The 22,769-nt window shown below is 65.1% G+C and carries 21 protein-coding genes; 10 read left to right on the top strand and 11 right to left on the bottom strand.

Annotated elements, in window-relative coordinates:
• Window positions 1-200 precede the first annotated feature (200 nt).
• Entirely contained in the window at window positions 201-734 is a 534-nt protein-coding gene (locus KBA48_RS06970; RefSeq protein ID WP_102112110.1) for a carboxymuconolactone decarboxylase family protein, read from the top strand.
• A 64-nt stretch (window positions 735-798) separates the two neighbouring features.
• Here KBA48_RS06970 and KBA48_RS06965 read toward each other — a convergent pair whose 3' ends face one another.
• Window positions 799-1,272 carry a DUF721 domain-containing protein gene (locus KBA48_RS06965; protein ID WP_292904585.1) on the bottom strand — a complete coding sequence of 158 codons (474 nt, stop codon included), beginning with the start codon at window positions 1,270-1,272 and terminating at the stop codon, window positions 799-801.
• Here KBA48_RS06965 and mutY point away from each other — a divergent pair.
• Window positions 1,271-2,398, top strand: coding sequence for an A/G-specific adenine glycosylase (gene mutY, locus KBA48_RS06960; protein ID WP_292904583.1), 1,128 nt, complete (start codon window positions 1,271-1,273; stop codon window positions 2,396-2,398). The genes KBA48_RS06965 and mutY overlap by 2 nt on opposite strands.
• Window positions 2,399-2,430: 32 nt before the next feature.
• A complete protein-coding gene (locus KBA48_RS06955; RefSeq protein ID WP_292904581.1) occupies window positions 2,431-3,117 on the top strand; it encodes a DUF1194 domain-containing protein in 687 nt (228 codons plus the stop codon).
• A 21-nt stretch (window positions 3,118-3,138) separates the two neighbouring features.
• Here the strand turns inward: KBA48_RS06955 and hemJ are convergent, their stop codons facing one another.
• Complete coding sequence (hemJ, locus tag KBA48_RS06950; protein WP_292904579.1) at window positions 3,139-3,621, bottom strand: protoporphyrinogen oxidase HemJ; 483 nt, start codon at window positions 3,619-3,621, stop codon at window positions 3,139-3,141.
• 158 nt (window positions 3,622-3,779) lie between these two features.
• Here hemJ and KBA48_RS06945 point away from each other — a divergent pair, with 158 nt between their 5' ends.
• On the top strand, window positions 3,780-4,841 hold the full coding sequence (locus tag KBA48_RS06945; RefSeq protein ID WP_292904577.1) for a hypothetical protein: 1,062 nt from the start codon (window positions 3,780-3,782) through the stop codon (window positions 4,839-4,841).
• Between the two features lie 91 nt (window positions 4,842-4,932).
• Window positions 4,933-6,645, top strand: coding sequence for an iron ABC transporter permease (locus tag KBA48_RS06940; RefSeq protein ID WP_292904575.1), 1,713 nt, complete (start codon window positions 4,933-4,935; stop codon window positions 6,643-6,645).
• Between the two features lie 50 nt (window positions 6,646-6,695).
• Here KBA48_RS06940 and KBA48_RS06935 read toward each other — a convergent pair whose 3' ends face one another.
• Complete coding sequence (locus KBA48_RS06935) at window positions 6,696-8,093, bottom strand: nitronate monooxygenase (RefSeq protein WP_292904573.1); 1,398 nt, start codon at window positions 8,091-8,093, stop codon at window positions 6,696-6,698.
• A gap of 171 nt (window positions 8,094-8,264) precedes the next feature.
• Between KBA48_RS06935 and KBA48_RS06930 the strand changes: the two genes are divergently transcribed.
• Window positions 8,265-8,690 (top strand): VOC family protein, encoded by a 426-nt coding sequence (locus tag KBA48_RS06930; protein WP_292904571.1) that lies wholly within the window; start codon window positions 8,265-8,267, stop codon window positions 8,688-8,690.
• A 4-nt stretch (window positions 8,691-8,694) separates the two neighbouring features.
• On the opposite strand, the gene KBA48_RS06925 is transcribed toward KBA48_RS06930, so the two are convergent.
• Window positions 8,695-9,189 carry a hypothetical protein gene (locus KBA48_RS06925; protein ID WP_292904569.1) on the bottom strand — a complete coding sequence of 165 codons (495 nt, stop codon included), beginning with the start codon at window positions 9,187-9,189 and terminating at the stop codon, window positions 8,695-8,697.
• On the bottom strand, window positions 9,186-11,309 hold the full coding sequence (locus tag KBA48_RS06920; protein ID WP_292904567.1) for a S9 family peptidase: 2,124 nt from the start codon (window positions 11,307-11,309) through the stop codon (window positions 9,186-9,188). The genes KBA48_RS06925 and KBA48_RS06920 overlap by 4 nt, the downstream gene beginning before the upstream one ends.
• 385 nt (window positions 11,310-11,694) lie before the next feature.
• Here KBA48_RS06920 and KBA48_RS06915 point away from each other — a divergent pair, with 385 nt between their 5' ends.
• Together KBA48_RS06915 and KBA48_RS06910 are read left to right on the top strand one after the other, a co-directional pair.
• A complete protein-coding gene (locus tag KBA48_RS06915) occupies window positions 11,695-13,263 on the top strand; it encodes a diguanylate cyclase (protein ID WP_292904565.1) in 1,569 nt (522 codons plus the stop codon).
• 15 nt (window positions 13,264-13,278) lie between these two features.
• Window positions 13,279-13,947 (top strand): HAD family phosphatase, encoded by a 669-nt coding sequence (locus KBA48_RS06910; protein WP_292904563.1) that lies wholly within the window; start codon window positions 13,279-13,281, stop codon window positions 13,945-13,947.
• Between the two features lie 33 nt (window positions 13,948-13,980).
• Here KBA48_RS06910 and KBA48_RS06905 read toward each other — a convergent pair whose 3' ends face one another.
• The gene (locus tag KBA48_RS06905; protein ID WP_292904561.1) at window positions 13,981-14,724 is read right to left on the bottom strand and encodes a Crp/Fnr family transcriptional regulator; all 744 of its coding nucleotides are present in this window, start codon (window positions 14,722-14,724) and stop codon (window positions 13,981-13,983) included.
• 321 nt (window positions 14,725-15,045) lie between these two features.
• Between KBA48_RS06905 and KBA48_RS06900 the strand changes: the two genes are divergently transcribed.
• Together KBA48_RS06900 and KBA48_RS06895 are read left to right on the top strand one after the other, a co-directional pair.
• Window positions 15,046-15,501 (top strand): hypothetical protein, encoded by a 456-nt coding sequence (locus tag KBA48_RS06900; RefSeq protein WP_292904559.1) that lies wholly within the window; start codon window positions 15,046-15,048, stop codon window positions 15,499-15,501.
• Window positions 15,502-15,554: 53 nt separating this feature from the next.
• A complete protein-coding gene (locus tag KBA48_RS06895) occupies window positions 15,555-16,808 on the top strand; it encodes a class I SAM-dependent rRNA methyltransferase (protein ID WP_292904557.1) in 1,254 nt (417 codons plus the stop codon).
• 119 nt (window positions 16,809-16,927) lie between these two features.
• Here KBA48_RS06895 and KBA48_RS06890 read toward each other — a convergent pair whose 3' ends face one another.
• The 5 genes from KBA48_RS06890 to KBA48_RS06870 all read right to left on the bottom strand — a co-directional run bounded on the left by KBA48_RS06890 (window position 16,928) and on the right by KBA48_RS06870 (window position 22,768).
• A complete protein-coding gene (locus KBA48_RS06890; RefSeq protein ID WP_292904555.1) occupies window positions 16,928-18,532 on the bottom strand; it encodes a phosphoenolpyruvate carboxykinase in 1,605 nt (534 codons plus the stop codon).
• Window positions 18,533-18,715: 183 nt separating this feature from the next.
• The gene (locus tag KBA48_RS06885) at window positions 18,716-20,101 is read right to left on the bottom strand and encodes a DUF2142 domain-containing protein (protein WP_292904553.1); all 1,386 of its coding nucleotides are present in this window, start codon (window positions 20,099-20,101) and stop codon (window positions 18,716-18,718) included.
• 89 nt (window positions 20,102-20,190) lie between these two features.
• Window positions 20,191-21,249: a S41 family peptidase gene (locus KBA48_RS06880; RefSeq protein ID WP_292904551.1), complete on the bottom strand. Its 1,059-nt coding sequence runs from the start codon at window positions 21,247-21,249 to the stop codon at window positions 20,191-20,193.
• A 154-nt stretch (window positions 21,250-21,403) separates the two neighbouring features.
• Window positions 21,404-22,153 (bottom strand): DUF2470 domain-containing protein, encoded by a 750-nt coding sequence (locus tag KBA48_RS06875; protein WP_292904549.1) that lies wholly within the window; start codon window positions 22,151-22,153, stop codon window positions 21,404-21,406.
• Window positions 22,154-22,225: 72 nt separating this feature from the next.
• Window positions 22,226-22,768 carry a GNAT family N-acetyltransferase gene (locus tag KBA48_RS06870; protein ID WP_292904547.1) on the bottom strand — a complete coding sequence of 181 codons (543 nt, stop codon included), beginning with the start codon at window positions 22,766-22,768 and terminating at the stop codon, window positions 22,226-22,228.
• Between the last annotated feature and the right edge of the window lies 1 nt (window position 22,769).

Genomic DNA, 22,769 nt, shown 5'->3' with positions numbered 1-22,769 from the left:
GATCCCAGGGGCGCCCATTTACCCCTTCGCCCTCCCCCTTACTTTCGGGCGAAGGGGCCCTATTCCGGCGGAAGACCGCCCCGGTGATCCAGGCTGCCCCCGTCGCGGGCGCCGGTACCATTCAAAATCGACCGTCCCGCGCATCGGCCCCCTTCGCGCCGCGCCCGACGCCATGCCCACTCTCGAACGGAGATGAAACCATGTCCATCGACGCGCTGAAGTCGCGCCTGCCCGACTATGCCAAGGACCTGAAGCTGAACCTGGGTTCGGTGTTGACCACCTCTTCCTTGTCGCCGCTGCAGGCCTGGGGCACGGCCATTGCCGCCGCCTATGCCAGCCGCAATGCCGAGGTGACCAAGGCCATCGTCGCCGATGCGGCGGCCCACCTGGATGCCCAGAACCTGACGGCCGCCAAGGCCGCCGGCGCCATCATGGGCATGAACAATATCTATTATCGCTTCGTGCATCTGGCGGATAACAAGGAATATTCCAAGATGCCGGCGCGTCTGCGCATGAACATCATCGCCAATCCCGGCGCGTCCAAGGTCGATTTCGAGCTGTGGTCGCTGGCCGCCAGCGCCGTCAATGGCTGTGGCATGTGCATCGACGCGCATGAGCATGAAGTGATCCAGAAGGGCGCGACCAAGGAGAATGTGCAGGATGTGGTGCGCATCGCCGCCGTCATCCACGCCGTCGCCACCGTCCTGGACGCAGAGGATGCGCTGGCGTCGTAAGGCCCCCGTCAGGATGGCTTGAGTATATGACGCCCCGGCGCCGCAAGGTGCCGGGGCGTTTTCTTTACCCCACCACCGCCCGGCCCAGCCGTTCCAGCACGGCGCGCAGTTCCTCGTTCTCGATGGGCTGCACGGTGGCGTTCAGTTCGGCTTCCTTGACCGGGTCCAGGCGCTTCACGGGTTTCATCGCATAGTTCTTCTGCGGCAGCACCGGTCCCGCATGCACCAGTTTCAGCCGGGCCACCGCGCGCCAGCCCATGAAGGAATTGATCCGTTCCAGGATCTGCGGCTCCTCATGCTGGACCAGCAGGGCCGCCGCACTGGACACCCGCACATGCAGCACGGCATTCTCCCGCCGGCCGGCGGGGAAGGCCAGTTTCAGGGGCGATGTCTGTTCGGCCAGCCGGCTGCCGACAATGGCGGCCCAGTCGGTCAACAGCGCGCCAAAGGCCATGCCGTCCCTGCCCAGGGCCTTGCCGGCGACGGCATTCAATGTACGTCCAATGCGTTGCGGGCCGAAACCACCGGGGTTGTTCATGAGCGTCCGTTCTTTACCGAAGACCGCCATCAAAGCAGATCAGGCCGCCGCTGACCAGCACCCGAACCATGCTGACGGGCTGCCGGCCCTGCTGCTGGACTGGTATGACCGGCACCGCCGCGTCCTGCCCTGGCGCTTCGCCCCTGGTGAGGTGGCCGATCCCTACCGGGTCTGGCTGTCGGAAATCATGCTGCAACAGACGACGGTGGCGACCGTCGGACCGTATTTCCAGAATTTCCTGGACCGTTGGCCCACCGTCAATGATCTGGCCGCCGCCGATCTGGATGATGTGCTGCGCGCCTGGGCGGGGCTGGGCTATTACGCGCGGGCCCGCAACCTGCATAAATGCGCCGTCGCGGTGGCCAGCCAGCATGGCGGGCGCTTCCCGGATACGGAGGAGGGGCTGCTGTCCCTGCCCGGCATCGGCGCCTATACGGCCGCTGCCATCCTGGCCATCGCCTTTGACAAGAAGGCCACGGCGATGGATGGCAATGTCGAACGGGTGATGGCCCGGCTTCATGCCGTGACCGACCCGTTGCCGGGATCGAAGCCGATCTTGCGTGCCCATGCGGCGGCTTTGGTGCCCGACCGGCGCCCCGGTGATTACACCCAGGCCCTGTTCGACCTGGGCGCCACCATCTGCGCCCCGCGAAAGCCGCGCTGCATCCTGTGCCCCTGGTCGCAGCCGTGCGCGGCGCGCAGGCTGGGCATCGCTGAGGACCTGCCGGCCAAGACCGCCAAGGCCGCGAAACCCACGCGCCGGGCGCTGGCCTTTGTCGTGACCGACGCGCGCGGGCATGTGGCCTTGCGCCGCCGGCCGGAGAAGGGATTGCTGGGCGGCATGATGGAGGTGCCGACGACGCCGTGGGAGGCCGCCTCCGTTCCCGGCCTGTCCACCGCCCGTGCGCATGCCCCGCTGGCCGGCGTCGACTGGCAGCCGTTGCCAGGGCTGGTCCGTCATACTTTCACCCATTTCGAGTTCGAGATTACGGTCGTGACGGGCCGGGTGGCCGGTACCGGCGGCGGGGTGGATCTGGTCTGGGTCGCGCCCGACGCGCTGGGGGACGAGGCCCTGCCCACCGTCATGGTGAAGATATTGCGTCACGCCCTGGCCAAGGGGGCCTGACGGTAAAAGGGGCGGAGGCCCTGAGCCCGCACATGACCCATGTTACGCGCCGATCCGTTCTGGCGGGCCTTGCCGCCTTGCCGGCCGTCCCCGCCCTGGCCGCGACTGAGGCACCACCGTCCGTGGATGTGGCCCTGATGCTGGCGGTTGATGCCTCGGCCAGCATCGACCGGGGATTGCTGGATTTTCAGTTGCGCGGCCATGCCGCCGCCTTTCGCCACAAGGCGGTGGAGGAGGCCATTTCCCGGTCGGGCGGCAATGGCATCGCCGTCATGCTGGCCCAGTTCGCGGGGCCGGAGACGCTGACCACCCTGGTCCCCTGGCGCCTGTTGAAATCCGGCCAGGATTGCGAGGATTTTGCCGCCACCATCGACGCCGCGCCCGGCGTGTTCATGGGCGGGTCGACGGCGCTGGGCAGTGCCGTGGTGCAGGCCGTGGCCCTGCTGGACGCAGCCCCATACCGCACCGACAAGCGTACCCTGGACATCGTATCCAACGGGTTCAGCAATGCCGGCATCGACCCGCGCTCGGCCCGTGGCTATGCCGCCGGGGCCAATGTCACCGTCAATGCGCTGGCTATCCTGAATGAATATGACTGGCTGGAAACCTATTACGGGGAAAATGTGATCACCGGGCGCGGATCGTTTGTCCGCGCGGCCGACGATCTGAACGCCTTTGCCGGGGTATTGCTGGGCAAGCTGGTGACGGAGATGGTGTGACCGCGGGCCTGATCCCCGCGATCAGAACGGCCGGACGATCACCAGGATGACGATGCCGATCATCAGGACGGTCGGCACCTCGTTCATGATGCGGAAATATTTGGCGCTCTTGGTGTTGGCGTCGTTGGCGAACAGGCGCACATGCTTGGCCAGGACACCATGCATGCCCGACATCAGCAGGACCAGCGTCAGCTTGGTATGCAGCCAGCCCTGGCCCTTCAGCATCTCCGGATTAAGCGCAATCAGGGCGACGCCGAAGATCCAGGCGCCCCCCATGGCGGGGTTGATGATGGCCTTCAACAGGCGGCGTTCCATCACCTTGAAGGTTTCGGACTGCACCGACCCGCGCTCGGCCCCGCAATGATAGACGAACAGCCGGGGCAGATAGAGCATGCCCGCCATCCAGGCGATGATGCTGATGACGTGCAGGGCCTTGATCCACAAATAATAATTTTCCACAGCCGCACCTTCCGCCATTTCCGCCCCGGATATCCCGATGGACATTTGCCCGTCGGTTCTCGCCCCGGCTAAATACCATTGCGGCGCGCTGTCACCAAGCGCCGATGCCGGCGCGCGACAGGGTTGCTCTTGCATACCCCCGTACGCGTGGTAGGTTGCCGGTGACAAAACCCCCGGCCCTGCAAAAGGCCCCAGGAACCGATATGGCCGATACCGCCCAGACCGACGCGCCCGAACAGGGGGAGGCCGAGGTCGCCCAGTTCGATGATGCGTCACGCGATTCGCTGCATATCCTGCCGATGGCCATGCTGCCTTTGCAGACGCCGGGATTGCGCCGGGCCAAGCTGATCAAGAATGCGCGTCTGGAAACGGTGGTGGAGGTGTTCCAGGACCGGTCCACGGGAAGCGGCCAGATCAGCCCCGACCATCTGGCCAGTCTGTTCCCCAGCCATTCCAAAACCCTCCGCGTCGACATGGTGCAGATCAGCAAGCTGACCCGCATCAACAGCTTTGACGTCTATACCTTGCGCAAGGAACTGCGCCGGGTGGGTATCGCGGTCAATGATGCCAAGGCGCTGCAGCTTTCCGACAATAAGCGGGCGGAACTGACCGGTTATATGAAGGATTTCACCCGGCCGCTGCTGCAGCAGGTCTATGGCAGCGAACAGCGGCAGATCGGCGACGTGTCGGACATCCTGGCCATGCTGGCCAATCCCGACCGGGAGGATGCGCTGGCCAATCTGCGGCTTCTGTCGGAAAAGCTGAAGGTGAAGCTGAACGAGATCCCGGACTTCCTGGAAGATTACGGTGACGTGTTCCTGTCGCTGGCCTATTTCCGGTCCTGCCTGGACGGCATCGTGCCGGAGGTGCAGCGTTTCCTGAAATGGGCGATGGAGCCGAAATCGTCCGAACTGATCGCGCGGGACCGCAACATCATGAAAATGCTGTCGGACGTGCAGTCGAAACTGACCTCCATCACCACCCTGATCACGGGCCGGTTCGAGGCGTTCGACCGTCGCAGCAAGGATTTCTGGAACGATATCAGCGCCGACAGTTTCCGGTCGGTGCGCCGCCAGATCGAAAGCCACCATGTCACCATCGGCGGCGTGCTGTGCGGTCTGGCCGTGAAGATGGCCCTGTGGAAGGCCCGCTTCCCGCAGGGCGGGGCCGGACCCAACAAGCGGGTGGAATTCATCCGTTCCGAAATCCTGCCGGGCCTGGACCATATCCTGGCCATTGAGAACGCCGCCTCCGGCATCAAGTGATCCGTCCGCGCCCGCCCCTATTCCGCGTCGGAAGGGCGCACCTGCGTCAGGGGGCATTGCGAGCGGTTCGCAAGGGTGGGACAACAGGGGGATGAGCGAACAAGCCCTTCCCCCGACCCTGTCCCCCATCACCGCCCCGGCTCCGGCTTCGGCCCCGTCCTGGCGGGCGCGGCTGCCCAGCGGCTGGACCCTGGCGGTCCTGGCCATCGCGCTGGCCGTGGCCCTGCCCGTGCTGATCGTGGGCAGCCGGGTCTTTGTTTCTTCCAACGGCGTATGGGCGCATCTGGCTGACACGGTCCTGTGGACCTATATCCGCAACACGCTGATGCTGGCCGGTGGTGTGGCGGTGGGCGTGTCCGTCATCGGGGTGGGCACGGCCTGGCTGGTCACCATGTGCCGGTTTCCGGGGCAGCGCTGGCTGGAATGGGCGTTGTTGCTGCCCATGGCCGTGCCGGCCTATGTGATGGCCTATGTCTATACCGACCTGTTGCAGTTCGTGGGACCGGTCCAGACGACCCTGCGGGAGATGTTCGGCTGGCGGCGGGCGGATTACTGGTTCCCGGACATCCGTTCCCTGGGCGGGGCCATCGCGGTGCTGTCCTTTGTCCTTTACCCCTATGTCTATCTGCTGGCCCGCGCCGCCTTTCTGGAACAGTCGGTCTGTGTGCTGGAGGTGGCGCGCACGCTGGGCGCCGGGGCCTGGCGCAGCTTTGCCCGCGTGGCCCTGCCGCTGGCCCGGCCTGCCATCGCCGCCGGTCTGGCGCTGGCCATGATGGAGGTGCTGGCCGATTTCGGGACGGTGCAGTATTTCGCCGTCGATACCTTCACCACCGGCATCTACCGGACATGGTTCGCCATGGGTGAACCGGTGGCGGCAGCACAGTTGGCGTCGGTCCTGATGCTGTTTGTCATGGTGCTGGTGGTGATGGAACGGACCAGCCGGGGCCGGGCGCGTTATTTCCATTCCACCGGCCGCTACCGGGTGCTGCCCAGTTACACCTTGCGCGGGGGCCGGGCGCTGGGTGCGCAGGTGGCCTGCCTGCTGCCGCTGCTGCTGGGCTTCGCGCTGCCGGTGTTGTTGCTGGTCCGCATGGCGGTGATGGAGGGGGACAGCCTGTTCGCGGCCAGTTTTCGGGAACTGGCGGGCAATTCCTTCACCCTGGCCGGCATCACCTCGGTGTTGGCCGTCGCCCTGGCCGCCCTGGTGGCCTATGGCCTGCGTCTGCGGCCCACCCCGGTGCTGAAAGGCGCGGCGCGGGTGGCGGCCATGGGCTATGCCGTGCCCGGCAGTGTCATCGCGGTGGGCATCCTGATCCCTGCCGCCCATGTCGACAATGCCGTGGACGGGTTCATGCGCGCCACCTTCGGCGTTTCAACCGGACTGCTACTGTCGGGCACCATCGTCGCCATCGTCTATGCCTATCTGGTTCGGTTCCTGGCCGTGTCCTTCAACACGGTGGAGGCCAGCCTGTCCAAGATCCGCCCCACCATGGACCAGGCGGCCCGCATCCTGGGCCAGACGCCGGGCAAGACCCTGTTGAAGGTCCACACGCCCATTATGCGCGGCAGCCTGCTGACGGCGGCGCTGCTGGTCTTTGTCGATGTCATGAAGGAACTGCCGGCGACCATGATCGTGCGGCCGTTCAATTTCGACACGCTGGCCGTGCGTGTCTATACGCTGGCCAGCGACGAACGGCTGGCGGAGGCCAGCACGCCTGCCCTTGCCATTGTGGCCGTGGGCATCATCCCCGTCATCCTGCTGTCCCGTGCCATTGCCAAAAGCCGGCCGGGCACGGAAGGCTGAAACAAAAACCCCACCGCAGGGCGGTGGGGTTTTCTTCGGCTGCGGTTTTCTTACTTACCGGTCATGATACGGTCCACCAGTTCCTTGACGGTCGGCACGAAGCCGTTCGCGTACCAGGGGTCCTGGGCGAAGCGATAGGCATTGTGGCCGGCGAACATCAACTGATGCTCGCAATCCTCGGAATGGCTGATGTTCTGCAACGTCTTCTGAATGCAGAAGGAACGCGGATCGGCGCGGCGGCCGGTCGTCCCCTCCTCGTTCTGTGACCAGTTGGAGAAGGCGCAGGCCGACAGGCAGCCCATGCAGTCCACCTGATCCTTCAGGATAAGGCGGGCCTTTTCCGGCGTCACGAAAACCAGGGTCGTGTCCGGGGTCTTCAGTGCCTGGGTATAGCCGGCGGCGACCCAGCCCTCTGCATGGGCCTTGTCGGCGGGGGTCAGATAGACAGGGCGGCCGCGCGGGCCGATGGCAAATTCTTCCGTCAGTTCGCCCACCGGCTCCGTCGCGAAGGCCACCTGCCGTTCGGACCGCTGGCGCAGATCCTCCAGGAACGGGTTGCGCACGGCGGACGAATAGAAGCCCGTGGGGGAAAATTTGTTCAGATAGACGTCGCCGGCCTTCAGGGTGAGAAGCTTCTGCTTCCAGGCATCCGAAATCGGGCTTTCCTTGGTCAGCAGCGGACGGGTGCCGAACTGGAACGAGATCGGGCCGATTTCCGGATTGTCCAGCCAGTGATCCCATTCCTCCAGCCACCAGACGCCGCCGGCCATGACGATGGGCGTTTCGGTCAGGCCGAAACTGTTCATCATCTGGCGCAGGGCCGCGACGCGGGGATAGGGGTCTTCCGGCTTCTGCGGGTCTTCGCTGTTGGACAGGCCGTTATGGCCGCCGGCCAGCCACGGGTCTTCATAGACCACGCCGCCCAGATTGCTGGGGAACTTGTTATAGGCACGCAGCCACAGGGCGCGGAAGGCACGGGCGGAACTGACGATGGGATAATAATGCACGCCATGGCGCACGGCGATTTCCGCCACGCGATAGGGCATGCCCGCCCCGCAGGTCACGCCATGGACCAGGCCCTTGGCGCCTTCAAGGATGCCTTCCAGGATCTCCTCGGCCCCGCCCATCTCCCACAGCACATTGACATGCAGACGGCCATTGCCGTTCGACACTTCATGCGCGATGCGGGCCTGGCTGATGCCGCCCTTGATACCATAGGCGATCAGCTCATGGTGGCGTTCGCGGCGGGTGCGGGTGTGATAGACCTGCTCGATCGGATTGCCGTCTTCGTCATAGCTGTCGGCATTGACGCCGGAAAAGGTGCCGATGCCGCCGGCAGCCGCCCAGGCGCCCGCACTTTGCCCGTTCGACACGGCGATGCCTTTCCCACCTTCCACCAGGGGCAGCACTTCCTTGCCGGACATGACCAGGGGCTTCAGCGCCTTCACTGTACTTCCTCCGAAAGACCAACCGGTACCGGTCCCGCCGCCAAAGCCGGGCGCGGGTTCCATGGGGTGCATATAGGAAAAGATATCAGAGCGAAAGAGGGGGGCTGGCCTATAAAGTCACTTTATGGTGACGTAACGTAAGGTGACATCGATATCCGGGGGGAACGGACAATGTCGGTTACGGGTCGCAACGGGCAGGTCACACCTTGCCTGCGCTATAAAGATGCGAAGGCAGCCATCGCCTGGCTGGTCCGCGTGGTGGGCTTCAGCGAACAGTTGGTGGTGCCGGGGGAGGGCGACGAGGTCGTCCATGCCCAACTGGTGCTGGGGGCCGGCATGGTGATGCTGGGCAGCGACCGGGAGGACCAGTACGGGTTTCGCGCACCGGGTCCCGATGGAACGGGCGCGGCGCTGAATTGCTTCATCATCGATGATCTGGACGCCCTGTTCGCCCGCGTCACGGCGGCGGGGGAGGTGGCGCTGGAAGGCGGGATCATTGACACGCCCTATGGCTCCCGCGCCTTCACCATCCGCGATCCGGAAGGGCATTTGTGGCATTTCGGGACATATGATCCATGGGTGCTGCCGACGGCGTAAATCCTTACATGTAATGCCCAAGCGACAGGAAATTCTCCTTCGTCGCCTCGTCCACGGGCAATCCGCGTTCAAGCACCAGTTCCGCCACGCGGGCTGCGATGGCATCGAAGCCCACCAGTTGGCTTTCGATGCTGCAGCGGCCCCGGCCGGCCTGGATGGTCAATTGCATCCAGCCACCCGACTTGTCTTTCTTCGTGGAATAGTAGCGCAGCTTCACCCCGGTGATCTGGTCCCAGCGGACCATCACCATGAAGAACCCGCGAGGCAGGACCAAACCTTGCGGGGTCAGCCGGTAATGTGTACCCCGGCGGGCCAGGGTGCGCAGCCCCAGCCAGCCGAACAGGCCCGCCCCCGCCAGCAGCGGCAAAGCCACCAGCGGATGGGCATCGAATCCGACAAGCGCCAGCGGGCCCAGCGTCACCGCCAGGCCCGCCGCGGCCCGCAACCCGTCGGCCTTTAGCACATCGGCCGGATAGTGACCGAACTCCGGATCGTTCACTGGTTCATCCCGTGGGCACGCAGGATGAAGGCCTGGGACAGGGCCACTTCCTTCAGCTTGTCGAAGCGGCCCGTGGAGCCGCCATGGCCGGCACTCATCTCCGTCTTCAGCAACAGGATATTGTCGTCGGTCTTGTAGGCGCGCAGCCGGGCGGCCCATTTGGCCGGTTCCCAGTAGGTGACGCGGTAATCGTTCAGCCCGGCGGTGATCAGGATCGGCGGATAGGGCCGCTTGGTCACGTTGTCATAAGGGCTGTAGGTCTTCATGACATCGTAGATTTCCTTGATGTTGGGATTGCCCCATTCCGGATAATCGCCGGTGGTCAGCGGCAAGGTCTCGTCGAAAAGGGTGTTCAGCACATCGACGAAGGGCACATGCGCCACGGCACCGGCAAACATGCCGTCGGACGCCATGTTCAGCACGGCCCCCATCAGGGTGCCGCCGGCCGACCCGCCCTCGATGCTGATCTGACCCGGGCTGGTATAGCCCTGGGACACCAGGAACTGTGCCACATCCAGGAAATCGTTGAAGGTGTTGGGCTTGTTGGTCAGGCGCCCGGCATCATGCCAGGGCCTTCCCATCTCCTCGCCCCCACGGATATGGGCGATGGCATAGACGAAACCACGGTTCAGCAGGCCGATCCGGTTGGCGGAGAATCCGGGCTCTGTAGCGATGGAGTAGGAGCCATAGCCATAGAGATGCAACGGCGCCTTGCCATCCTTTTTCACATCCTTGCGATAAACGATGGAGACGGGGATGGGCGTACCGTCGCGCGCCGGGGCCATCAGCCGTTCCGAGGTATAGAGCGAAGGATCATAGCCGCTTGGGATCTCCTGCACCTTGCGCGTGGTCAGGGTGCGGGCGGCGAGGTCATAGTCGAATACCGTCGGCGGCGTCACCAGCGAGTGGTAGCGCACACGCAACGTGCCCGTTTCATATTCCTCGTTATTCAGGCCGGAAACCGCGAAGGCCGCATCGGGGAAGGCGATGGTGTGCGATCCCCCCTTGTTGTCCAGCACCCAGACCTGCTGTGTGCCATCCTGACGGCCGAACACCACCAGCCAGTCCTTCAGGGCCAGCAGGCCCGTCAGATATTGCCGGTCGGAACCTGCCATCACCTCCGTCCAGGCCTTCTCCGACCAGTCATTGAGGGGCGTCTTCACCAGACGGAAATTCAGGTGCTTGTCATTGGACAGAATCCACAGGCTGTCGCCCTGATCGGCCACGGAATAGAGATGGTTCTCCCGGCGCGGGATCACCGGCTTGGGCTTGGCCGTCGGATTGTCGGAGGGAATCAGCAGCGTCTCGCTGGAAACCAGGGTGCCCGACCCGATCTCGATGAACCGGCCGGACTGGCTTTCGCCGATGCCGACCCACCAGGACGGGTCCTGTTCCTCATAGACCAGCACCCCGGCATCGGCCTTGGCACCCAGCATGGTGCGCATCACCTGCTTGGGCCGCTGGCTTTCATCCTTCAGCACATAGAACAGGGTCTTGTTGTCGGCGGCCCAGACCACGGCGCCGGAGGTGCCGGCGATCGGCTCGCCTAAGAACTCCCCGGTCGTCAGGTCCTTCACGACGATGGTGAAATTTTCCGACCCGTTGTCATCAAAACTGTAGGCGAGGTAGCGGCCGTCGGGGCTGGGTTCCAGCGCCTCCACATCATAGAAATCCTTACCCTTGGCCAGTTCATTGATGTCCAGGATGGTCTTCTCGGACCCTTCCGGCTCGCCCTTGGCGCGGCGCACGAAGGTGGGGTGGTCCTGACCGGCGGCGAAGCGCGACTGATACACATAACCGCCCTTGGGATAGGGCACGCCGGTATCATCCTCCTTCACGCGGGCCTTCAACTCGGCGAACAGGCTGGCGCGCAGCCCCTGCTCCTCCTCCCCCAGCACCGTGTCGGTATAGGCGTTCTCGGCCTTCAGATAATCCAGGACTTCCGGGTCATCGACCTTGGGATAGGAACGGTCGCGCAGCCAGTCATAGGGGTCGGTCCAGGTCTCGCCCTGGTACACATGCTCGACCGGCACCTGCTTGGCGACGGGCGGGGCGGGGAACAGGCTCTGGCGCAGCGGCGGCAGATCGTTGCCGGCCTGGGCGACGGGTTGGGCGGGCATCTCGGCTGGCTTCCTCGGCAAGGTCACATAGGCAAGAGTGGTGGCCCCGACCAGGGCGGCGAAGAGAAGAAGGATGCCGGGACGGCGCGGACCACCCCGTGTTGGATCACCCGATGACATCTGCAACACCCCTTCCTGGTGAAGTTTGGCGCCAAGGATAGGGCGCCACGGGCCGGCGCGCCAACGGGGAAATCCCGGCGGACCCATCATTTAGGGCGGGCATCGGCCCCTGAAACGCTTTATAGTGGTAATCAGATCAGTGAGCTGCCCGATCCGTTCCGTCATTCGACAATGTGGAACGGATGGAGTGGCCTACATTTGTTTCGGTTTGGTGTGCCGGGTCCCACCCGATAAAGGGGGGCCCGCAGACGGAACGGAGCGCCCTTTGGTTGAAGATGATTTCCTGTTCGCGGAGGACGGTACCCTGAGGGGTGCGACTACTGCGCTGCCGGAAAGCTGCCAGCCGGACGGCCCGCCCTGGCGTATCCTGATCGTCGATGACGATGAGGAGGTGCATTCCGTCACCCGCTATGCCCTGCGCAAGGTGCGTTTCCGCGATCGCCCCCTCGAACTGCTTTCCGCCTATTCGGCGTCGCAGGCGCTGACCATGCTGGCGGCGGAAGCGTCGGTTGCCCTTGTCCTGCTGGACGTGGTGATGGAAACGGATGATGCCGGTCTGCGTCTGGTCCGTGCCATCCGCGAGGATCTGGGCGATGCCGCCGTGCGCATCATCCTGCGCACCGGACAGCCGGGGCAGGCGCCCGAGGAACGGGTGATCGTCGATTACGACATCAACGACTATAAGGCTAAGACGGAACTGACCTCGCAGAAGCTGTTCACGACGGTGATCGCGGCGCTGCGGGCCTATGACAGCATCACGACGATCGAGGCGAACCGCCGCGGCCTGCGCCGCATGATCGCGCTGGATGACCGGCTGCGCCCCGACATGGGGCTGGAAGCCTATGCCCAGACCGTGCTGGAACAGGCAGGCCCCATCCTGGGCTCCAACGCCTGTGGTCTGGTCTGTACGGTGCAAGGGGTGGAGGGCTGGACCATCGGCGGCACCCGGTTCCAGCCGCTGGCCGCCACGGGTGGTTTCGCGGGCACGGCGGATGTGCCCCCCGGCGGACCGCTGCATGACCGGCTGGCCCATGCCCTGGCGGCGCGGCGCACCGGGGTGGACGGGCGGACGGCCACGCTCTATATGCCCGGACCCGATGGCGGCGCTTTCCTGGCCATTCTGGATTGCGACCGGGCGCTGTTGCCGGCGGATGCTGAAATGCTGGGCGTGCTGACGGCGAAATTCGCGGGCGGGCTGGTCAATCTGGTGTTGTATGAGCAATTGAGCCAGGCCAATACCGATCTGCGCGCCCTGGCCCAGACGCTGGAACACCGGGTGGCGGAGCGCACGCGTGAGCTGTCAGAGGCCAATGCCAAGCTGGAAACGCTGGCCAGCATCGACAGCCTGACCGGCATCCTGAACCGCCGCCGTTTCATGGAACTGGCGGAAGCCGAATGGGAGCGGGCGGTGCGTTACGACCGCCCCTTCGCCCTGCTGCTGCTGGATCTGGACCAGTTCAAGCGCATCAATGACGGCTATGGCCATGCCGCCGGCGATACCGCCATCCGTGTCGCGGCCGAACGGGCGGGCAGCGCGCTGCGCGCGACCGACAGTCTGGCCCGGTTCGGCGGGGAGGAACTGGTGGTGCTGCTGCCGGAAACGGAACTGCCCACCGCCCTGCTGGCGGCCGAACGGATCAGGGCCGCCATCGGCACCCACCCCGTCCTGCACGAGGACAAGGCCATCCCCCTGACCACCAGCATCGGTGTGGCGGCATGGTGCGGTGTGGAGGAAACGCTGGCCCAATTGCTGGACCGCGCCGATCAGGCGCTGTATCAGGCCAAGCAGATGGGGCGCAACCGCGTGGAAGCGTCCCGCGTCACCGTTTCCTGAAGGCCTGTCTTCCCCATGTCCCTGACCGTGCCGGCATTCCCGCGCCCCATCCATGCCGTGATTTTCGACATGGACGGGCTGTTGATCGATACCGAGCGCCATGTGCGTGTCGCCACCCTGGGGGCTGCCGCCGATATCGGCCGACCCATGGATGATGATTTCTATGCCGGCATCATCGGCACGCCCTGGCCGGAAACCTTCGTGATGCTGAAGGATTATTTCGGCGGTCAGGAAGGGTTCGACCGGTTCCGCACCCATTTTACCCCGCGCATGGAAGCCCTGCGCCAGGGGGTGGAGATGATGGCGGGCGTGGTCGAACTGCTGGACCGGCTGGAGGCGCTGGGCCTGCCCAAGGCGGTGGCGACATCGACAGGCCGGGAAAAGGCCGACGAACATCTGCGCCATGTCGGCATCCACCATCGATTCGCGTCCATCGTCACCCGTGACGATGTCACGCGGGGCAAGCCGCATCCGGAACCCTATCTGACGGCGGCCCGGCTGCTGGACATCGATCCGGCCCATTGCCTGGCGCTGGAGGACAGCCATAACGGCATCCGTTCCGCCCATGGCGCCGGCATGATGGCCGTGATGGTCCCCGACCTTCTGCCCGCCACGGATGAAATGCGTCGCCTGGCCCTGCATGTGGCCGGCGACCTGCATGATGTGCGGATGATGTTGGGATAGGCTGGCCGCCCCCCGCGCCCGCAGGCGCGTGGGTCAAACGCCCTCGGCCAGCTCGTGCAGGGTTTCCATGTCGTTCAGACGCACCTTGCCGCCTTCCAGCAGGGAAATGGCGCGGCTGGTCTTCAATTGCGTGAAGGTGCGGCTGACGGTTTCCGTGGTCAGGCCCAGATAGTCGGCGATGTCCGACCGGCTCATCGGGACATGCACGGGATTGTCGGGATAGCCCCGGCGCTTGGCCCGTTCCGACAGCATCAGCAGGAATGAGGCGATTCGTTCCTTGGCGTTCTTGCGGCCCAGCAGCAACATCTGGTCCTGGGCGGCGGCCAGTTCGCTGGACGCCATGGCGAACAGCCGGCGCTGCATCTTGGGGTAATCCTCCAGCAACCCTTCCAGGCGGCGGCGGGGGAAACGGCACAGCGTGGCCGGCGTCACCGATTCGGCCGAATAGGCATAGGTGTCGTTGATCGACAGGCCCAGGAAATCACCCGGCAGCAGGAAACCCGTGATCTGCCGGCGGCCGTCGGGCAAAAGCTTGTACAGCTTCATGGTACCGGCGGTGACGTTGAACAGGGTATCAGCCCCGTCACCCTCCGCGAACAGCGTATGCCCGGCATCGACCTTCACCGAAACCAGGATATCGGCCAGCCGCTTCAGTTCGTCCGATTCCAGCGCGGAACAGACCGACATGCTGCGCACCGGGCAGGCATTGCACGGGGAAATATCGATACGGGCCGCAACGGCGCTTTCGCGCGTGCATGCATGTTCAGCCAACGCCATGTAAGGCCCCCCGATATAAGCATCGCCCCCGATTTTCTACCGGAAAGCAGGATGCGCCTGTTGGAAACGATCCGCAACGCGCAACAAGGCTGGCGGAACGCTTCCAGTCATGTCCGCCAGCCAATGGAAGGATTTCATAATGGTTGGCTGATGAACACATATCCAGAGGTCTATGCCTATGCGAAAGATTGCGCCTTGATCCAGATCAAAGCGCGACCATCGGCTTATCGGTTAACGGTTGGGGGCCGTCCTTCCGTCGGGCGGCACCTTGTTCAGACAGACAGAGACTTAGCCGTGCTTATCTCGCCGGAACGGGTGACCATGTCCGACCGTTTTACCGTGAAGCCGCTGGACCGCCGCCGCATCGACCAGGCTTGGCCGCTGGTGCAGACGGGCCGCGCCGCCGATGACCGTGAGGCCTGGCGACAATATGCAGGCCTGCTGCTGGGCACGGCGGATGGTGGCATCCGCACCGTGGAGGGCGACCATGGCTATATCCATGGCATCTATGCCTATCAGGTCCTGCCCAGCCCAAGGCATGGCAAGGTGTTCCAGGTGGACATGTTTCTGGCCCTGGACCTGATCGAGCCGGAGGCCGCCATTGATGTCCTGCTGGACGACATGGACCGGATGGCGCTGGAACTGGGCTGCAATGCCGTGCATCTGCACCTGCCGCAGCGGGAAGGCATCGGGACCAGTGTTTCAATCGCCCTGGCCCGTGCCCTGGACCATGGGCACCATCGCGAAGATCTGCGCCTGTGCCGGCCGCTGACCTGACCGGCGGGCACCGCGCTTGATGACCGGGGGATGGCGGCGGTATTTTCCGCGCCATGACCGACATTCCCGCCGCGACGGCCCCCGCCATGACCAGTGATACAACGACCCCGGCCCCCAGGCCGGCCGCATTGCCCGTGATCCGCATCCAGGCGGGCCGGCACAAGCGCGCCCAGCATGGCCATCCCTGGGTCTATTCCAATGAAGTGGACATGGACAAGGCGGCCAAGGCGCTGCCGGCCGGGTCCATCGTTCGGGTGACCGATGCCGGTGGGGCCACGCTGGGCATCGCCGCCTTCAATCCGCACAGCCTGATCTGCGCGCGTTTCCTGACCCGCGACCCGGCAGAGGCCATCGATACGGGCTTTTTTGTGCGTCGTATCCGCCGCGCCCTGGAAATCCGCGAACGGCTTTATGACCGGCCCTTCTATCGCCTGATCCATGCGGAGAGTGACGGGCTGCCGGCCCTGATCATCGACCGGTATGGCGATATCGTGGTGGTGCAAGCCAACAATGTCGCCATGGACCGCCGCCTGCCCATGATTCTGGCCGCCTTGGACGAGGTGTTGAACCCGTCCGCCATCGTGCTGCGCAATGACAGCACGGCCCGGTCCTATGAAGGGCTGGAGGAGGTGGTGAAGGTGGTGAAGGGCTCCGTCCAGGGGCTGATCCCGCTGGAGGAAAACGGCGCCACCTTCTTCGCCGACCTGTCGGAAGGGCAGAAGACGGGCTGGTTCTTCGATCAGCGCGACAACCGTTCCTTCATCGCCGACCTGTGCAAGGGCCGGTCGGTGGTGGATTTCTACACCTATGCCGGCGGTTTCGGCGTGCTGGCCGCCAAGCGCGGGGCCAGCCATGTAACGCTGGTCGACCGGTCGGCCCTGTCGCTGTCCATCGCCATGAAGGCGGCAGAGGCCAATGGCGTGGCCGACCGCGTGTCGGCGGAAAAGGGCGACGCCTTCAACCTGATGGACCAGTGGGTGGCAGAGGGACGCACCTTCGAGGTGGTGATCGCCGACCCGCCGGCCTTCGTGAAGTCCAAGAAGGATCTGGCCGTGGGCAGCCGCGCCTATCGCCGCATGACCAAGGCGGCGGCCCGTCTGGTGGCGCCGGGCGGCATGCTGCTGGTGGCGTCCTGCTCCCATAATATGGAGCCGCCTTTGTTCCATACGGAAGTCGCCCGTGGCCTGGGCGAGGCCGGGCGTCAGGGGCGCATCCTGCGCTTCGCCGGTGCGGGCTGCGACCACCCGGTGCATCCGCTGCTGCCGGAAACGCAATATCTGAAGGCCATGGTCTTCGCGCTGGATTGATGGGGCCGGGGCGATCTGTTCCGTGAAGATGGTTCCCCGCATGCAAAAAAGGCCGGGGGATCGCTCCCCCGGCCTTAATCGCCCCTCCCCGGTCATCGGAGGGGTGGTGAACGGTCTGTTTACGCGGCGGTACGGATACCGGCGCGCACGACCTTTTCGTCCACCTGGTCGGCGAACTGGGTGAAATTGGCTTCGAACCGGCGGGCCACCTCATGCGCGGTGGCATCAAACGCCGACTTGTCGGCCCAGGCGTTACGGGGCAGCAGCACATCGGCCGGCACGCCCTCGCACCCTTCCGGAACGGCCAGACCGAAATTCGGCTCCGGCTTGTGGGTGACGGTGGCCAGCTTGCCCGACAGGGCGGCGTTCACCAGCGCACGGGTATGGCCGATCTTCATGCGGCTGCCCGTGCCATAGGAACCGCCCGTCCAGCCGGTATTGACCAGCCAGCAATTGGCGCCATGGGCCTTGATCTTCTCGCCCAGCAGCTTGGCATAGGCGGTGGGATGGCGCGGCATGAAGGGGGCGCCGAAGCAGGTGCTGAAGGTGGCCTGCGGCTCCGTCACGCCCTTTTCCGTGCCGGCCACGCGGGCCGTGTAACCGGACAGGAAATGGTACATGGCCTGTTCGGACGACAGCTTGGAAATGGGCGGCAGCACGCCGAAGGCATCGGCCGTCAGCATGATGATGTTCAGCGGCTGCCCGCCCAGACCCGTATCCGACGCGTTCGGAATGAAATCGATCGGGTAGGAGGCGCGGGTATTCTCCGTCAGGCTGGCATCGTCCAGGTCGAGCGTGCGGCTGCGCTCATCCATCACGACATTTTCCAGAACGGTGCCGAAGCGGCGCGTGGTCTCGAAAATCTCCGGCTCGGCCTCCGCCGACAGGCGGATGACCTTGGCATAGCAGCCGCCTTCGAAATTGAATGCGCCGCGATCGGACCAGCCATGTTCGTCATCGCCGATCAGGGTGCGGGAGCTGTCGGCCGACAGGGTGGTCTTGCCGGTGCCCGACAGGCCGAAGAAGATGGCGGTGTCGCCATTGGCGCCGATATTGGCGGAGCAATGCATGGGCAGCACGCCCTGCGCCGGCAGCAGGAAATTCAGGACGGAGAAGATCGACTTCTTGATCTCCCCGGCATAGGAGGTGCCGCCGATCAGGACCAGCCGCTTCTTGAAATTGATCACGACGAACACGTCGGACCGGGTGCCGTCGCGCTCCGGCACGGCGCGGAAATCGGGCGCCTGCAGAACCGTGAAGGCGGGTTCGAAATGCATCCGTTCCTTCAGGGCCGGGCGGATGAACATGTTCTGGGCGAACAGATTGTGCCAGGCATGCTGGGTCACGATACGCACAGGCAGGCGATAGGCGGCATCGGCGCCTGCATACAAATCCTGCACAAAGACCTCGCGGTCCTGCAGAAAGGCCGTGACGCGGGCATGCAGCCGGTCGAACGCGTCTTCCGTGAAGGGCTTGTTGGGACCCCACCAGATGTCATGGGCGGTGGTCTCTTCCTTCACCGTGAACTTGTCGTTGGGGGAACGGCCCGTATGCTGGCCCGTGATGGCGACCAGCGCGCCGTCCTTGGACAGCTTCGCCTCGCCCCGCTTCAGGGCCTGTTCGTAAAGCGCGCCGACGCTGAGGTTCCAGTGCGCGGCCTTCAAGTTGGACAGGCCCAGATAATCCAGACCGAAGCTGCTGATGACGGGACCGGTATGTTCCACGTTGGGTTTCTCCCTCTCCAGTGACAAGGGCCGTTCCCGTTTTTCCGGGTCGCATGCTCGATGTAGTGCCTGGTACGGGCGCTACAAGGCTTTTTATGTAACGGCTTTTGTACACTTACCGTTCCCGCCGGTGGCTGGCAACCCCCACAGGCGTGGATACCCCCATGGTGTCGGGCATGCCTGTCAGCCGGCCGTTACATGCAGGCGCATCATCACGGTATGGGGCAGGGCCACGGCGGTGACGATGCCCGCCGCCATCAGCGCCACGATGGTGATGGCGGGCGGCAGCCGGCGCAGGCGGGGCGGCAACCGGTCCGCGAAGGCTGGCACCAGCAGGCCCAGCAACAGGGCCAGCGGGGCGAAATAGCGCCCCTGCACCCCGCCCACCTGATCGGCGCCCACGGCGGTGAAGGTCAGATATTGCAGAAGAAAGATGGCGAGTACGGTTCCGCCCAGCCCCAGGGCCACACCACCCTTGACCCGCCAGGCTGGCCTGTTGCCCTGCATCAGGCATGAGAGCGCCAGAACCAGCGCCAGAACCCAGAGATAGGCGGGATACACGGCACCCGGCAGGACGATGTTGACATGGCTCCAGCCGATCCAGCCCAGCATGGCCACCGTGAAGGGCCATGTCCATTCGGCCAGCGTATGGGCCATGGCGGACGGAAAGGCCAGCGGATGGGACAGCATGTAGGAAAGCTGGCCCCCCAGATCGGGCACGACCGTGCCATGCACCTGCATCACCTGCACATACAGGATGGCATGCAGCGACCAGGCCATGGTCAGCAGCAGCACCGACAGCAGGGCCAGCCAGCCCGGCAGTCGCCCCATCCGTACCGGCATCACCAGCAGCAACGGCAGCAGCAGGGCCAGATTGGCGGGCCGCGACATGGACAGCAGCAGGGTGACCAGGGCCAGCCCCATGAATTCCGCCATCGTTGACCGGTCCTGCCGGGCGATGGCCCGCGTCAGCAGCGCGGCATACAGGGCCGACAGGGCGATGAACAACCCATCCTGGCTGCAGGCCGCATATTGGGCCAGACACATGGGCCATAGCAGCACGGCCAGCAGCGGGCCGTGGGCAAAGGCGGCCAGATGCAGGGCGGCGGCGATCAGCAAGGCCGCACAGGCGATATTGGCGAACCGGGCCAGCCGGATACTGTCCTCCACGCTGAGATCCAGCGCCTTGCCCATCCCAAGGCCGGCGATGGTGGGCAGATACAGGGTGGGCGGATAGATCGCCGTATTGGGGATATGGACAAAGCGGGTCCTACCCGCCCAGGGCACCGTCGCCGCCTCCGCCATCAGGGCCGGCGGTGTCACCTTTGCCGGTTCGGACAGGACCGGCCAGTAGCGCGACAGCAATGTCAGCAGCCCCTCATCGATCTGGCCGCCCGATGATCCATCCGTATCCCGCGCGCCGAAGAAATGGCCCTGCAGAACCGTTTCGGCCCGCATGACGTGATTGCTCTCATCCACGTTGAAATAGGGCGGCATGGCCCAGGCCATGAAACAGGATACCGGCAGGGCCAGCAGAAGAAACAGCAATACGGTCAAATTCTTCGGCATTGTTCCCGGCCCCCCTTCGGTCCGCCCCTTCTACCTTACCGCGGACGAAGGGGACAAACAGGAAACCGGTCAAGGCAGGTGTGATAATGCTACCGCGCTTGCGACGGAACCGGATGTGCCCCGGCCTGCGCCGCCAGATCCAGCGCCACGGTCAGCGCCTCATCGGCATGGGTGGCGATATCGGGGGTGATGCCCTGGCCTTCCCAACTCCACCCATCATCGGGATTATAGGTGCGGCCCACGGGAATGAAGGCGGCGAAACGGTCGCCGATATCCTGCACCCCGCCGAAATGGCCAGCGCCGGCGGTCTTTTCCCCGATGAGGGTGGCGCGCCGCGTCCGCTTGAACGCCAGGGCCAGATGTTCGGCGGCGGATGCCGTCCGGCGTGATGTCAGGTAATAGACGGGCACGGACTGCAGGCGCTTCTCGGCCGCGTCCGGTGTGACCGTGTGATCCTGTCGCATGATGCCCGCCGGTGCCTCCCGCGTGACCAGCGACCCATAATCCGGCATGCCCAGGGCATAGGCGGATGTCCTTGTATCCATCCGGGCCAGCGTGGCCGGCTGCGCATAGAGCAGGGGCAGGATGGCATCCATCTCATCCAGGCCGCCGCCGCGATGGGGACGGGCATCGATGATCACGGCCCGCGCCGTGCCGGCATTATCAAGAAGGAAGCCGCGCGCCGCCGCCACCATTTTTGCGTCCCCCAGGAAACCGTTGAAGCGCAGATAGGCGATGTCGCCGATCATCTTCGTTTCCTCCAGCCCCGGTGGACCGCTGGGCTTGGTGCTGGCCGGCATGTCGGCGGGCTGCGGCCTTGGGGTGCGGTTCTGGAACAGGGTGGCCGGGGCCAGGCGCAGATGCCCGTCGCTGCTGACCGCCTGCAGGTCGGCCGTCACCCGTTCACCAAAGGCCGTGGGGTCGGTCAGGGCCGTATAGGCATCCGTGTCCGCCTTTTCGCGTAGCATGGCGGCGTAGCGGGCGCCGATCTCGGGGAAGACGAAGTTCGCCTCCAGAGTGTCGGCCAGCGTCCGCAGCACCTGCCGCTGTTCCGCCTTGGTCATTGATCCCGTGGCTGGCACTTGCGCCAGAACGGGTGCCGCCATCGCGGTCAGGGCGAGTGTCAGGAAATGGCGGCGCTGCAACATGCTTGTCCCCTTTGTTCACGCGTCCGGCGCGGTGGGTTACAGGGACAGCATTCGCCATGCCAAGCCGGGAAATGGCGCAAAACCTGTTTTTTTGCCCCCACCAACTGTCCGCCGGCGGACAGCATGTCCGGTAATGGACAGTGGACCGTCCGTTTCAGAGGGAGGAGCCTGTGCGGGCCTGCGCAACCAGACGCACCAGTTCCGCCCGTGCCTGACCGCCATGGGTGACGCGGGTGGCGAAGGGCAGGCGGGCGGTATCTTGGCCGGCGCGCAGGTCGGCACCGTCCGGGTCGATGCCGGTCAGGCGCCAGTCGCCCGCCATCTTGCCCAACAGGCGTGTGGCATAGAGCAGGATGGCGTCGGCATGGTCCTGGTTCATATGGGCGATGATATCTGCCTCCGCCCCCGCCAGGGTGGCGCAATCCGCGGCGGGCAGGCGCAGATCGTCCACCGACAGGCTGTGGATGCGCCCGAAGCCGGCAACCATGTGACCGCGTGCCACCGACACCTGCCACAGGGCAAAATCGCCGAAGCCGGCATAGGTTTCGGCTGACGGGTGGCGGGCCAGGAACCGGCGCAGCAGGGCGGGGTCGCCATCGCGCACCGCCTCTCCCTGCACCGACAGGCGCGGGCCGGTCAGCCGGTCGGCGTGCCCCGCCGTGCCATCGAACAGCAGGCCGCAGCGCGGATCGGCGCCCAGGTTGCGTGTATGCTCCGCCAGACCGGAGATCAGCAGCAGCGGGCTGCCATCCGGGGCGAAGCCGGTCAGCACCAGAGAGGGGCTGGGCCAGCCTTCACCGTCGCTTCCCGGCCGGGTCAGCGTGGCCAGAGTCGCCTGGCCACAGCCGCGCATCAGGTTGCGCGCTGCTGCCGCCCGGTCGGGGCCTTCACCCTCCGTCATCATCCCTCTCCGCCATCATCAGGCCATCGGCAGGGTGAGGCAAAGCGCATGGGTTGGGAAGGGGACGGGTTGCCGCTATCCGATCGGTTTGCGCATCGGCACGAAGGGGATGATGGTGCCGTCGGCCAGCCGTTCCTCATGCGTGCCCGTGGCCGTGAAGCCCAGGGCCCGGTACAGCGGCACACCGGGCAGGGTGGCCATCAGTTCCAGGTTCCGGAACCCCTCGGCCAGGGCCGCCTGTTCGGAGGCCCGCATCATCAGGCTGGCGATGCCCCGCCGGGCAAAGGCGGGATCGACAAAGAAGGCGCGGATCTTGGCGGCATCCGTGGCGGGGTCCAGCAGGTCGGCCGAACGGCCGCTGGCCTGATCCCCGCCGAACAGGGTCTTACGCCGGCTCCACCCGCCACAGGCGGCATAGTGATCGCCGACCATGACCGTGAAATAGGTGCCGTCGGCGATCAGCGTACCGTCGATGCCGAAGATCGCCTTCAGTGACGCGTCGATCTGGCTGGGGCTGTAATGGTCGCGACTGAGGTCGCGCACCGACCGTTCCAGAAGCGCTTCCAGTGCCGGCCGGTCTTCAGGCGTGGCCAGCCGCAGGATCGGTTCATCCACCATG

This window comes from Niveispirillum sp., assembly GCF_017996735.1.
GTDB lineage: Bacteria > Pseudomonadota > Alphaproteobacteria > Azospirillales > Azospirillaceae > Niveispirillum.
This window is presented reverse-complemented; position numbering and strand designations above follow the sequence as displayed.

What these genes read in the sequence shown, in the direction of transcription:
- KBA48_RS06895 (WP_292904557.1), top strand. Translation starts at nt 15,555, where the DNA reads ATGACCGACATTCCCGCCGCGACGGCCCCCGCCATGACCAGTGATACA.
- KBA48_RS06955 (WP_292904581.1), top strand. Translation starts at nt 2,431, where the DNA reads ATGACCCATGTTACGCGCCGATCCGTTCTGGCGGGCCTTGCCGCCTTG.
- KBA48_RS06970 (WP_102112110.1), top strand. Translation starts at nt 201, where the DNA reads ATGTCCATCGACGCGCTGAAGTCGCGCCTGCCCGACTATGCCAAGGAC.
- KBA48_RS06920 (WP_292904567.1), bottom strand. Translation starts at nt 11,309, where the DNA reads ATGCCCGCCCAACCCGTCGCCCAGGCCGGCAACGATCTGCCGCCGCTG.
- KBA48_RS06885 (WP_292904553.1), bottom strand. Translation starts at nt 20,101, where the DNA reads ATGCCGAAGAATTTGACCGTATTGCTGTTTCTTCTGCTGGCCCTGCCG.
- KBA48_RS06880 (WP_292904551.1), bottom strand. Translation starts at nt 21,249, where the DNA reads ATGTTGCAGCGCCGCCATTTCCTGACACTCGCCCTGACCGCGATGGCG.
- hemJ (WP_292904579.1), bottom strand. Translation starts at nt 3,621, where the DNA reads ATGTCCATCGGGATATCCGGGGCGGAAATGGCGGAAGGTGCGGCTGTG.
- KBA48_RS06940 (WP_292904575.1), top strand. Translation starts at nt 4,933, where the DNA reads ATGAGCGAACAAGCCCTTCCCCCGACCCTGTCCCCCATCACCGCCCCG.
- KBA48_RS06930 (WP_292904571.1), top strand. Translation starts at nt 8,265, where the DNA reads ATGTCGGTTACGGGTCGCAACGGGCAGGTCACACCTTGCCTGCGCTAT.
- KBA48_RS06910 (WP_292904563.1), top strand. Translation starts at nt 13,279, where the DNA reads ATGTCCCTGACCGTGCCGGCATTCCCGCGCCCCATCCATGCCGTGATT.
- KBA48_RS06945 (WP_292904577.1), top strand. Translation starts at nt 3,780, where the DNA reads ATGGCCGATACCGCCCAGACCGACGCGCCCGAACAGGGGGAGGCCGAG.
- mutY (WP_292904583.1), top strand. Translation starts at nt 1,271, where the DNA reads ATGAGCGTCCGTTCTTTACCGAAGACCGCCATCAAAGCAGATCAGGCC.
- KBA48_RS06965 (WP_292904585.1), bottom strand. Translation starts at nt 1,272, where the DNA reads ATGAACAACCCCGGTGGTTTCGGCCCGCAACGCATTGGACGTACATTG.
- KBA48_RS06900 (WP_292904559.1), top strand. Translation starts at nt 15,046, where the DNA reads ATGTCCGACCGTTTTACCGTGAAGCCGCTGGACCGCCGCCGCATCGAC.
- KBA48_RS06870 (WP_292904547.1), bottom strand. Translation starts at nt 22,768, where the DNA reads ATGGTGGATGAACCGATCCTGCGGCTGGCCACGCCTGAAGACCGGCCG.
- KBA48_RS06905 (WP_292904561.1), bottom strand. Translation starts at nt 14,724, where the DNA reads ATGGCGTTGGCTGAACATGCATGCACGCGCGAAAGCGCCGTTGCGGCC.
- KBA48_RS06875 (WP_292904549.1), bottom strand. Translation starts at nt 22,153, where the DNA reads ATGATGACGGAGGGTGAAGGCCCCGACCGGGCGGCAGCAGCGCGCAAC.